The organism is Mycolicibacterium tusciae (assembly GCF_002086795.1).
GTDB lineage: Bacteria > Actinomycetota > Actinomycetes > Mycobacteriales > Mycobacteriaceae > Mycobacterium > Mycobacterium tusciae.
The window spans coordinates 246,518-259,030 of sequence record NZ_MVIM01000005.1 but is presented as its reverse complement, the minus strand read 5'-3'; the positions used below and the strand labels follow the sequence as shown (position 1 = coordinate 259,030).

The window sequence follows — 12,513 nt, the reverse complement described above, 5'->3', positions numbered from 1 at the left end:
ATTTCGCCGCCGCGCCGCGGATCGCGGGCACCGTTCACCTACCACATTCAGACGGTTGCGGCTTTCGTTTGCGTAAATATCCAGCACGCTTCCGGGCTTGCCCGCGACATGTGTGCTGGAAATTACAGAAACCCAGTGATCCTCGGGCTTGCGCAGGGCAGATGATCGTTGCGGAGGTAACTCTTTCCACAAACTCCCCTGGTTTAAGCTGCCAAAAGAGTGGCAATGATGTTAGAGTCCGCGTTAGCTGACGACGAGGGCACCGGCCCGTTGTTGACAGCGGGAACCAAAGGACAGGGAATTAGCTGATGGCGCAGATTGGCGCAGCGTTCGCAGCTGGTGCGCATGGCGCGCACGGCGACGACGACGTAACTGGACAGGGTCCGGTCGCGGTGTACAACTGCAGCCGTATCGGCCGTGTCGCCAATCCGCCGAGCTCGTGGTTCTCAGACCTGTTCCGCTCCGGCCGCCGACGCTGAACTGAGCAGCCTCAGCGCCTGATACGGCGCACGACGAGCACGATCACCACAGTTCCCACGCCTGCCAGCGAGATGGCCACCGGCGGCTTCTTGACGAACTGCACCAGCCCGGCCTTGAGGTCGTCGGCCAGCCGACGCGGGTTGGCACGCTCAGCCAGCGAGTCGACCGTCAGCGCCAGCTGGTCGCGAGCCAGGTCGATCTCCTGCTTGATGGTGTCGGGGTCGCGGTCCGCCACATCCATCTCCCATACGCGTCAAGCCCTGCTCCAACTCCGGTGCCTTGCGGAACTACCCTAGATCAGCTCGCATCAATCGAAGTGCACCGGTCCATGAGAGGGGATCCGCTCACGTGTCACAGACTCCGCGACTCGAGGTGGGCGACAAAGCCCCCGCGTTCAGCCTGCCTGACGCCGACGGCAAGACCGTCAAGCTCTCCGACTACAAGGGCCGCAAGGTCATCGTGTACTTCTACCCCGCCGCCTCCACACCGGGCTGCACCAAGCAGGCGTGCGACTTCCGGGACAGCCTCGGCGAACTCAACGGAGCCGGACTCGACGTGATCGGCGTCTCCCCAGACAAGCCCGAGAAGCTGGCCAAGTTCCGCGACAAGGAGAAGCTGACGTTTCCGCTGCTGTCCGACCCCGACCGCGCGGTCCTCACGGCGTGGGGCGCCTACGGCGAGAAGATGATGTACGGCAAAACTGTTCAGGGCGTTATTCGTTCGACGTTCGTGGTCGACGAGAAGGGCAAGATCGCCGAGGCGCAGTACAACGTCCGCGCCACAGGTCACGTGGCCAAGCTACGTCGCGACCTTTCCGTCTGAGCCCAGGTTCGCCAGCAGCAGCGCCTCGGCGGTGGCAGCACGCTCCAGCACTCCGAGGTGCAGACTCTCGTTGACGCTGTGCGCCTGTGTCGCAGGGTCTTCGACGCCGGTGACCAGGATCTTGGCCGACGGGAACGCCTCGGCGAACGCGGCGATGAACGGAATGGACCCACCGATACCCGTGTCGACGGGCTCGGCGCCCCATGCCTGCCGGAACGCCGCGCGGGCCACGTCGTAGACGGCTCCGGTGGCGTCGATGGTGTACGGCTGGCCGACGTCGCCGGGGGTGACGGTCACCTGCGCCCCCCATGGCGCGCTCTGCTCCAAGTGACGGGTCAGGGCCGCAAGGTGCTTCTCCGCGTCGCCACCCGGCGCGACGCGCATGCTGACCTTCGCCCGCGCCCGCGGAATCAACGTGTTCGACGCCTTGTCGATCGGCGTGGTGTCGATACCGATCACCGTGATCGCCGGCTTGGCCCAAAGTCGTTGCGGGACCGACCCGGAACCGATTTCGCGGACCCCGTCCAGCAGGCCCGTCTCGGCGCGAACCCGCTCCGGCGGGTAATCGACGTCGGCAGCGGCAGCTTCGTGTAATCCCGCGACGGCCACGTTGCCCTCATCGTCGTGCAGGCTGGCCAGCAGCCGCACCAGCACCGTCAACGCATCGGGGGCGACGCCGCCCCACAACCCCGAGTGCAGGCCGTGATCCAACGTCGCGACCTCGACCACGCAGTCCGCCAGACCCCGTAGCGACACCGTCAACGAGGGCACGTCGGTGCTCCAGTTGTCGGAGTCGGCGATGACGATCACGTCGGACGCCAGCGTCTCACGGTGTGCGGCCAGCAGTCGGGACAGCGATGGCGAGCCCGATTCCTCCTCCCCCTCGACGAACACCGTGACGCCGACGGGCGGGTTGCCACGGTGGGCCCGGAAAGCCGCCAGATGCGTTGCGATGCCGGCCTTGTCGTCGGCCGTTCCGCGTCCGTAGAGGCGTCCGTCGCGCTCGGTGGGCTCGAACGGTGGTGAGTTCCACTGCGTGTGGTCACCCTCGGGCTGAACGTCGTGGTGGGCGTAGAGCAACACGGTGGGCGCGCCCGGTGGCGCCGGATGCCTGGCGATGACGGCGGGGGCGCCGCCCTCGCTGACGATCTGTACATCCTTGAAGCCCGCCTCCGACAACAGCTTTACCACTGCATCGGCGCTGCGCTGCACTTCGCCACGGCGGGCCGGATCGGCCCACACCGACTGAATACGCACGAGGCCTTCCAGGTCGCGGCGCACCGACGGCAACACGTCGCGCACCCGCTGCATGAGATCGCTCATGAATTCGACGCTAACCGCGAAATTGAATTCCAGCAGGCTTCTACTCGCACTTTTCCTGCTGGAACGCAATTTCGGCGCAAGCTGTTAGTCGCGCTCCTCGAGGATCACGACCGCCGCCGCAGTATCGCCCTCGTGGGTCATCGACACGTGAATGATCACGTCCTTCAGGTGTTCGCCGATGGCGCCGCTGAGCCGCACCTTGGGTCGACCCCACATGTCGGTGACGACCTCGATGTCGCGATGAATGCCCTCCGGCAGCATCGGCCGCTTGGCGAACCGCGACCCCGACCACGCCTTGATCACCGCCTCCTTGGCGGCCCAGCGCGCCGCTAGGTGGCGCGCCGCCGACGAGCTCTTGTCGGCGGCGTCACGCCGCTCGCCGGGCGTGAACGTCTCCGCGAACACCGTTCCCGGCTGGTCGACCTGTCCGGCGAAGTCGGGAATGGAGACGAGATCGATCCCCACACCGACAACCGCCATGCGCAAGAACCTATCTCACTGCCCCGAGAGCAGGTACACATCGTCCTCACCGAGGCGCGAAGACTCGTCCAGAAGCATTGCTGCTTCCTGCCGCTTCTCCGCGACGTCTCCACCGAATCGCCGGTCGGCCGGCTTCTCGTACAGCGGCCGGCCACCCGCGATCGCCGACGCCAGCCGCAGCTGTCCGGCCAGCACACGTGCATCAGCCCTGCGCTTGTAGTCCTCACGCTGATCGGGACTCAGCGCCGCGATGAACGCCTGCGGGTGCACCAGCGCCACCAGTCCGGACACGTGTCCGAAGCCGAGGCTGGTGATCAGACCGGCCTTCAACGGGAACCTGTCGCCGAACTTGAGGCTGTCGCGCAGCCAGACGAGGTGTCCGGCTCCGGACATTTCTTCGTCGACGCAGTCCAGGCTGCGGTTCGGCGGAATGACGCCGTCGCGCAGGATCTGGCACAACCCCATCATCTGGAACGCCGCGGCACCACCCTTCGAGTGCCCGGTCAGGCTCTTCTGTGACACCACGAAAAGTGGCGCACCGGCCGACCGGCCCATCGAATCCGCAAGACGCTCGTGCAACTCGGTTTCGTTCGGATCGTTGGCCAGCGTCGAGGTGTCGTGCTTGGACACCACTGCGATGTCGTCGGCACCCACACCCAGCTTCGCCAGCGAACGTGCCAACTGCGATCCCTTGCCGCCACGACCGGCTGCCAGCGCACCGAGCCCCGGCGCGGGGATCGACGTGTGCACACCGTCGCCGAACGACGACACGTAGGCCACGACGGACAACACCGGCAGACCCATCTTCAGCGCGAGGTCACCGCGGGCGAGCAGGATCGTCCCGCCGCCCTGTCCCTCGACGAATCCGAGTCGGCGACGGTCGTTGGCGCGCGAGAACTTCGAGTCGCTGATGCCCTTGGCCCGCATCATCTCGGTGTCGGCTGTGGCCGACATGTCACCGAATCCGATGATGGCCTCCAGCGTCAGGTCGTCGTAACCGCCAGCCACCACGAACTCGGCCTTACCGAGACGGATCTTGTCTACACCTTCTTCGACGGAGATCGCCGCGGTGGCGCACGCGCCGACCGGGTGGATCATCGAGCCGTAACTGCCGATGTAGGACTGAACCACATGTCCGGCAATGACATTCGGCAGAACCTCCTGCAAAATGTCGTTGGGCTTGTTCCGGCCGAGCAAGTTGCCGTGGTACATGGTCTGCATCGACGTCATGCCACCCATGCCGGTGCCCTGCGTGCTGGCCACCAGGCTGGGGTGGACCCAGCGCATCAGCTCGGTAGGGGAGAAACCCGCGGACAGGAAGGCATCGACGGTGGTGACGAGGTTCCACAGCGCCAACCGGTCGATCGACGACACCATGTCCGCGGGGACGCCGTACACCATCGGATCGAAGCCCGTCGGGATCTGCGCGCCGACCGTACGGGACAGCTTCGTCTTGCGCGGCACCCGAATCTCGGTGCCCGCCTTGCGGGTCACCTGCCAGTCACTGCTGTCCGGCACCGGCGCGATGACCGTGTGCTCCGGATCGAATTCCACGAACGGCCGAGCCTCGGCCTCCGACGACACGATGAACGAGAAGTCCTTGTCGAGGAAGACCGAAACCATGATCGGTGAAGCGTGATCCGGATCGATCGCGCCGTCGTCGACGAACTCGCGGATGCCGACCCGCTCGATGACCGCGTCGTGATAACGCTCCACCAGCTCGCCCTCGTCGACCAAATCGCCGGTCTGGACGTCGTACCAACCCGGGGTGGGATCGTCCTCCCACTTGACCAGGCCGGTGGTCCACGCGAGCTCCAGCACGCCGGCCGCCGACAGCTCGTTGTCGACCTCCATCTCGAGGCGGGTGCGTGACGAACCGTAGGGTCCGAGCTCGGCGCCGCCGACGATCACCACCAGATCGGCGGGGTCGACGTCGAGGTCGTCCCATTCCGGCGGCGGCGCAGCCCGGTAGCCACGCGGCGGGGACGGCAGCGCGCGGATCGTGCCGGCATCGTTGCCGTCGGCGTCGTCGCTCTCGGCTCCGCCGGCCGCCTGCTCGTCGCGCGCGTTGGCGGCCAACTCGGCCAGGTCCAGTTCGACCTCGGCCAATCCGCCGGTCAGGTCCGCCTGCAACGGCTCGCGCGCAGCGGCCACCTTCGACTCGATGTCGCACAGATCGAGCAACATCTTCGCCATCTCGTCGGTGGTATAGGTCGTCACTCCGGCTTCTTCCACGGCGTCGACGATGGCGTCGTTGTGACCCATCAGTCCCGTGCCCTTGGTCCAGCCGATCAACGCATGCGCCAGCGAAACCCGCTGCGCCCACGACGATTCGGCCTTCCACCGGGTCACCAACGCGTCGAGCGCGGACTTGGATTCGCCGTAGGCACCATCACCGCCGAACATCCCGCGGTTGGGAGAGCCCGGCAGCACTACGTGCAACCGCGCCGCGATGTCACGTTCCGCGCCGACGTGCGACAGCCCGCCGATCAGCCGCTGAACGGCCCACAGCAAGACCTTCATCTCCATCTCGGCGCGCGATCCCGCATCCGACAGGTCGCCCGCCACTCGCGGCGCCGCGAACGGGAACAGAAGCGTTGGTGTCAGCGCATCCTTGAGGTGAATGGACTTCGGCCCAAGGCTTTCACTCTGTTCCGTACCGACCCACTCGACGAGCGCGTCGATGTCGCTGTAGGACGCCATGTTGGCGGGCACGACCCACAACTTGGCTTCGAACCTGGCGTTGTTCCGGTACAGATCGCGGTAGAACGCCAGCCGGGTGTCGTCGAGCTTGGACGTGGTCGCGATGACCGTCGCCCCGCCGTCGAGGAGTTGGGCCACCACGGATGCCGCGATGGAGCCCTTCGATGCGCCGGTCACCACCGCGATCTCGTCGGTGTAGCTCCCCTTGCCCGGGTTCTCCGCGCCTGCGGCCGCGCGGCCGTACAGCGACGCGTGAATGTTTCGGCCCGCCGCCAGCGCCTTGCCCTGCCACCAGGTGGCCTGGGTGCCGACGATGTGGCCGGCGCCTTCGAACCGCTCGGAAAGACGCTGCCAGTCGGCGTCGATCTCGCCCTCGTCCAGCAACCAGAACCTGGCCAGATCCTCACGTGCGCTGGCCCAGCGGTCGTCGAACACCACTGCCTTGCGGCTGTCGAACGTCGGGGCGACCAAACGTGGCCAGTCCGAACCCAATTCGGCAGTTACCAGATCGATGAGCTCCGCATCCGTCGCTTCCGGCGCGCTGACCGGGGTGTCCAGGCCGAGCTGACCCAGGATCAGACGGGCCGCCGAAGCGAGTACACCGTTGGGTCCGGTCACCTGTTGGGCGAACTCTCCGAGTGCCGCCGAGTCCACGACACCGCCACCGCCGCCGGCTGCAGCGGGCAGCGTGACGGCCACACCGTGCCGTGCACCCACCGCCGACACCGCGGCGTCGATGACTTTGTCGACGGAAGCCGCGTCCGCAAGCGCGCCCGCGTGCAGGCCGCCCAACTCACCACCGCGCACGCTGGAACCCTCGCGGGTGCCCAGCGCCACCTCGACCGTGACGTGCTTGACCCAGCCGTCACCGAGTTCCCAGGTCTTCTTGACCCGCTCGGCGATGTAAGCGGGCCGCTTGCCGGACGGCCCGAGGACCGTACGAAGCTGGTCGTTGATGGCGTCGGAAAGCACTGGGCCGTAAGGCTTGTACGTACGAGCCAGCTTGGTGACCTGACCCTTCAGCCCGGCCAGGTCGGCGTCTGCGGCACCGTCGATGGCACCGAGATTCAACTCCGAGCCGAGGTCGACCAGCAGCTGGTTGCGCCGCGACGACGCACCGTCGGTGATCGACTCGATGGAGTCCAGCGGCTCGATCTGATCGATGCGCATCTTCGCCGACAACGCGATCAGCGCCGTGGTGGCGTCGGCCGCGTCGTAGACCAGATCCTCCGGGCGCGGTCCACCCGACGGCGCCGCGGGTGCGGCGGCGGGGGCGGCCTCGACCGGCGGCGCGGACTCCACGGGCGCGGGCGCCGCGTCGGCACCGTCGTCCGCATCGAGCTCCGGCTCGGGGTCGGTGTCCGTGGCGAACAGCACCGCGGCGTCGCGCTCCGAGTTCAGCACCTCGGTCGTGTTGTGTGAGTACTCCGGGAGCTTGAGCGTGTTGGTCGCGAGCCCCGCGACGGTCGGCGCGGATTTCACACCGATCTCTACGAACCGCTCGATACCCAGACCGCCCGCGGCCTCCTCGATGAAGAGCAGGTCCTGCGTCTCGATCCAGCGCACCGGGCTGGCGAATTGCCATGCCAGCAGCTCGATCACGACCTTGCGCATCAGCTCGCTCGGCTTCTCGTTCCGCCAGGTGTCGTAGTCGGCCAGGATCTCGTCGAGCGGCTCGGCGGGCACCAGATCGCGGATCTCCTGAATGAAATCCTTGTCGAGCGTGAACGGCCGCGGCACCAGGTTCGGGATGTACTTGCCGACGATCAGGTCGGGATCCGCGCCGCGCGGCATGACGCGCTCGAGCGAGCGACGGAAGTCGGCGACGCCGACCCGCAGCACCGAGGAGTGGAACGGCACGTCGATACCGGGCACCAGAATGAATGACCGCTTGCCGCCGCTGATCTCGCGACGCTTCTCGACTTCCTCCTCCAGCACCTCCAGGCCGCGGACCGTACCGGCGATGGCGTACTGCGAGCCACGCAGGTTGAAGTTCACGATCTGCAGGAATTCACCGGTGCGCTCGGAGATCTCTTCGATGAAGCCGGGGACGTCGTCGTCGTCGAGATCGATCTGCGACGGCCGGATGGCAGCCAGCCGGTAGTTGGACCGGCCCAGGTGGTCGCGCGGAACGATGTCGTGCATCTTGCTGCCGCGGTGGAACACCACCTCCAGCAGTGCGTCCAGCTCGTAGACACCGCTGACACAGGCCAGGGCGGTGTACTCGCCGACGGAGTGGCCGCAAGCCAGCGCACCCTCGACGAACGCGCCCTGTTCCCGCATCTCGGCGACCTGAGCGGCCGCCACAGTCGCCATCGCGACCTGGGTGAACTGCGTCAGGAACAGCACGCCGTCGGGATGGTGGTAATGCACACCGCTGGCGATCAGGCTGGTCGGGTTGTCCCGCACCACGTGCAGCACCGAGAAGCCCAGGGTCTCGCGGGTGAACTTGTCGGCGGTGTCCCACACCTTGCGCGCGGCCTTGGACCGGGAGCGAACCTCCATGCCCATACCTTTGTGCTGGATGCCTTGGCCGGGGAACGCATAGACCGTCTTCGGGGCGGCCAGTTGCGCCGTGGCCGACATCACGAGCTCGTTGTTGACGCGCGCGGCGACCTCGACGATCTCTGCGCCACGGTCGATTCCGACACGGTCGACGCGGAAGTCGATGTCGTCGCCGGGCAGCACCATGCCGAGGAATCGCGACGTCCAGCCGACCACACGGGCCGGCGGGGCGGCCTTGCCGTCGGTGGCGGCCACCACGTGCTGCGCAGCGGCCGACAGCCACATGCCGTGCACGATGGGCGATTTCAGGCCGGCCAGCAGCGCGGCCGCACGGTCGGTGTGGATCGGGTTGTGGTCACCGGACACCACCGCGAAGGCACGCATGTCGGTCGGCGCAGCGACGGTGACGTCACGACGGCGGCGACGCGGCGTCTCGGTCGCGTTGTCGGTGATCGCACCGCCGGCGCGCGGCGGGTCGCTGAGTTCGACGGCGCCCGTGCGGCCGCGGATCGCAAACCGCTCTTCGAGTTTCGCCAGGGTGGTGCCGTCGGCGTCGGTGACGTCGACGGTCACTGGGACAACGCGTCCGTACTCGGTGTCGAAGGCGGCCGAACTTGTTGCGGTGACCGTCAATTGGGCCGTCGACTTCGGCATCGGCGCGAGCAGGTGGGCGGCATGGTCCAGGTGCACCAGGCTCAGCAGACCCTCGATTACGGGGATCCCGTCGTCGGTGACGGCGGCACCGATGGCCGCGAAAACTGCGGGCCAGCAATGGCCTACAAGTGCGTCCGGCACCAGCGTGAGACCGGGCGCCAACGGCGCCCCGAAGGTCGCGGTGACGCCGGTGTGGTCGGCGACCTCCTCCGGATCCCATTCGACGGTGACCGACGCGGTGTTGTCGTGCACCGGTGGCAGCGCGTCGGGGCCGTCGACACCCGCGGCGATCGCGAGGACCGAACGCATCGCCTTCGAGGCGTCCTCGACGGTCACGACCGGCATGCCGCCGTTGACGGTGCAGGACGGGAGAGTGAAGCGGATGTCGATCCAGATGTCGCTCAGCGGGACACTCAGGGTGACCACGCCGTCGGCGTTCAGTTCGAGCCGTGCGCCGGTGGACGGGTGTGTGGCACTGCGATTTTCGTTGGCCTGCCACTCATCCGGTGCGCCGATGCGGTGCACCGGATTGATGGCGGTACGGCCTGCCCACAGCACGTCGGGCGAATCGAGTACGACAGCGAGGGCACCGGTGACGTCCTCGCGGGCCTGGCGGCGAGACACCACCGGTGTCGGCTCGGCGCCCGAGGCGACCAGCGCGTCGATCGACGCCTGCTCGAAGCGGTCCAGCAGTTCGCCGACCGGCTCGTCGACCCGCGTGATCCCGGCGACCGCCTGTGTGCCGGGGATGATGCACACCTCGTCGGCGGTGTAGCGCGCGTCGTGGGCCTGCCACAACGAGTCGCTGCGCCACCAGCGGCGTACGTCCTTGTCGATGACCGGCACGAAGTTGACGGGCTTGCCCGGCGTCTTGCACAGCGTGATGAAGAACGGCACGTCGGCGGGGTGCAGCTTCAGGGTCCCGGCATCCGGGTAGCGCTGCAGCAGCTGATCGATCGCGGTCTGCGGATCCTCAAGCAGCGCTTGGCCTTCGGCAGTGTCCGCGAAGAGCGTCTCGATCGGGCCGGAGTCCTGCGGATGAAGTCGCGCCTCGGCTCGTTTGAGCATGTCGGCGAACCGGTCCCGCCATGTGTCGGCGATCCACGGGCTGCCCGGCGTTGCGGTGTCGGCGGTGCTGTCGCCGTCGCCGATCGCCAGCTCGACGTAACGGTTCAGCCACTGCAGGTAGGTCATGCCGCTCACGTCGCCGAAGTAGGGCTTGGCCGTGTTGGCCATCGCCGCGATCAGCTCGTCACGACGGGCCGCCACGGCATCCGCGTCGCCGGCGACCTCGTCGAGCAACCTGCCACATCGAGAGGCGGCGTTGTCGATCTCGTGAATGTCCGCGCCCAGCTGGCTACGGCTGGAAGCCATGCCGCCGTTGGCTTTTCCGGCACTGATCCAGTGATCGGTGCCGGTCGTCTCGACCAGCATCTGCTTGACGGCCGGCGAGGTGGTGGCCTCCAGGGTCGCCATGGCCGCGGTGCCGACGAGAATTCCGTCGACCGGCATTTCGGGGAAGCCGTAGGCCTTGGCCCATGCGCCCGACAGGTACTCGGCCGCCCGTTCGGGCGTGCCGATGCCGCCGCCGACGCAGATGGTGATGTTGGACAGCTTGCGCAGATCCGCGTAGGTCGCCAGCAGCAGGTCGTCGAGGTCCTCCCACGAGTGATGACCACCTGCGCGTCCGCCCTCGATGTGGACGATGACGTCTTTACCGGGGACCTCGGCGGCGATGTTGATGACGGACTTGATCTGGCCGACCGTGCCCGGCTTGAACACGACGTGGCTGAGGCCCACGGTGTTCAGCTCGTCGATCAGCTCGACCGCTTCCTCGAGATCGGGAATGCCCGCGCTGACCACAACGCCGTCGATGGGAGCACCGGACTGACGGGCCCTCTGCACCAACCGCTTGCCGCCGACCTGAAGCTTCCACAGGTAGGGATCCAGGAACAGCGTGTTGAACTGCACGGCGCGGCCCGGCTCGAGCAGGTTGGTGAGCTCGGCGATGCGGTCGGAGAAGATCTCCTCGGTGACCTGACCGCCACCGGCCAGCTCGGCCCAGTGGCCGGCGTTGGCGGCCGCGGCGACGATCTTGGCGTCGACGGTCGTGGGCGTCATACCCGCCAGCAGGATCGGCGAGCGTCCGGTCAGGCGGGTGAACTTGGTGGACAGCTTCACGGAGCCGTCGGGCAGTTTGACCGTGGTCGGCGCGAAGCTGGACCACGGGGGCAGCACCTCGGGCTCGGCGCCGACGGTGAACAGGTTGCGCTGACCGGCGCGGGTGGCAGCGGGAACGATTCCGACGCCCAGACCCCGGATGACGGGGGCGGTCAGGCGAGTCACGGTATCGGCCGGGCCCAGGTCGACGATCCAGTTGGCACCCGACTCGTGCAGCCGCTCGATCTCGGCCACCCAGTCGATGGGACGGACGAAGATCGCCTCGGTCATCTCATGCGCCATCGCGGCGTCGATGCCGCACCTCTCGGCCCAGCCCTCGACGACCGCGACGCCGTCGGCCAGCCGCGGGGTATGGAAACCGACCTCGACCTGCACTCCGTGGAATTCGGGTGCGAACACCGCTCCGCCGCGGAGCTTGTTCTTGCGCTCGGCCTCTTCCCGTTCGGTGATCTTGCTGCAGTAGAGCTCGAATCGGCCCAGTTGCTCCGGCGTCCCGGTGATGACCACGGAGCGCCTGCCGTTGCGAATCGACAGCACCGGCGGAAGCACGGTGCGGACATCCGTACTGAATTCCTCGAGCAGCTCGCGCATGCGTTCCGGGTCGACGTTGGTCACCGACACCATCGGCGTCTTGTTGCCGCGACCGACCATGCCCCGTCGTCGGGACATCAAGGAACCGGCGGCGCCGATCAGTTGCAGCAGCGCCAGGAGCTCGGCGTCCTTGGTGCCTTTGGCCCGCAGCGATTCGCAGGCCATGATGCCCTGCGAGTGGCCCGCCATGGCGACCGGCGGGGTGTTGTACAGATCCAGGCCCTGCCTGGTGAGCGCGCGGATGGCGGCCATTTGGGCAAGCAGGATGCCGGGGCCCGAGATCGCCGCGGTGACAAGTTGTTTGGTGGCGGGCAGCGACTCCTCGGCGGCCAGGGCCCGCACCCACTGCATCGGCTCGAAGCCGATCGGTCGCACGACCACCAGCTCGCGAGCGACGGGCTGCAGCAGCAGCTCGGCCTCGCCCACCACTTCACTGAGCTCGGACTCGATGCCAGCCGAGCTGACCAGTTCTTCGAGGTTCTCCAGCCACGCGGCGCCCTGCCCACCGAACGCGACGGCGTAGGGCTCACCGGCGTTCAACCGATCGACGAGCGCATGCGCGGAGGGGCGGGCTCCCGGGCGCTCGGTGGTTGACTCTGCGGGCACCCGGTGCTGCTCGTTGATCGTCACGTCTTGAATTCTCCCTCGGTGCTATCTGCGCTTATCGCTCGTCGTCTGTGGTGGCTGTGGCGTCGCTAGAAGCTGACTGGCCCGCGCTCCCCTGCGGGGACCATGCGATTCGGCGTCGAATCCCGACTTGTTCATCCGGTCCAG

The 12,513-nt window shown here is 67.3% G+C and carries 6 protein-coding genes; 2 read left to right on the top strand and 4 right to left on the bottom strand.

Annotated features, from left to right (window positions below; all coding sequences use genetic code 11):
- Positions 1-308: 308 nt before the first annotated feature.
- On the top strand, positions 309-479 hold the full coding sequence (locus tag BST47_RS30650; protein ID WP_165799778.1) for a hypothetical protein: 171 nt from the start codon (positions 309-311) through the stop codon (positions 477-479).
- A gap of 11 nt (positions 480-490) precedes the next feature.
- Here BST47_RS30650 and BST47_RS12085 read toward each other — a convergent pair whose 3' ends face one another.
- A complete protein-coding gene (locus BST47_RS12085) occupies positions 491-715 on the bottom strand; it encodes a DUF3618 domain-containing protein (protein WP_083125868.1) in 225 nt (74 codons plus the stop codon).
- 113 nt (positions 716-828) lie between these two features.
- Here BST47_RS12085 and bcp point away from each other — a divergent pair, with 113 nt between their 5' ends.
- On the top strand, positions 829-1,302 hold the full coding sequence (bcp, locus tag BST47_RS12080) for a thioredoxin-dependent thiol peroxidase (protein WP_083125774.1): 474 nt from the start codon (positions 829-831) through the stop codon (positions 1,300-1,302).
- On the opposite strand, the gene BST47_RS12075 is transcribed toward bcp, so the two are convergent.
- From BST47_RS12075 to BST47_RS12065, 3 genes are all read right to left on the bottom strand, one after another.
- Positions 1,279-2,625 (bottom strand): dipeptidase, encoded by a 1,347-nt coding sequence (locus BST47_RS12075; RefSeq protein ID WP_083125773.1) that lies wholly within the window; start codon positions 2,623-2,625, stop codon positions 1,279-1,281. The two genes, bcp and BST47_RS12075, sit on opposite strands and share 24 nt — an antisense overlap.
- An 84-nt stretch (positions 2,626-2,709) precedes the next feature.
- Positions 2,710-3,105 (bottom strand): holo-ACP synthase AcpS, encoded by a 396-nt coding sequence (gene acpS, locus BST47_RS12070; RefSeq protein WP_083125772.1) that lies wholly within the window; start codon positions 3,103-3,105, stop codon positions 2,710-2,712.
- Between the two features lie 15 nt (positions 3,106-3,120).
- Positions 3,121-12,369 (bottom strand): type I polyketide synthase, encoded by a 9,249-nt coding sequence (locus BST47_RS12065; protein ID WP_083125771.1) that lies wholly within the window; start codon positions 12,367-12,369, stop codon positions 3,121-3,123.
- Between the last annotated feature and the right edge of the window lie 144 nt (positions 12,370-12,513).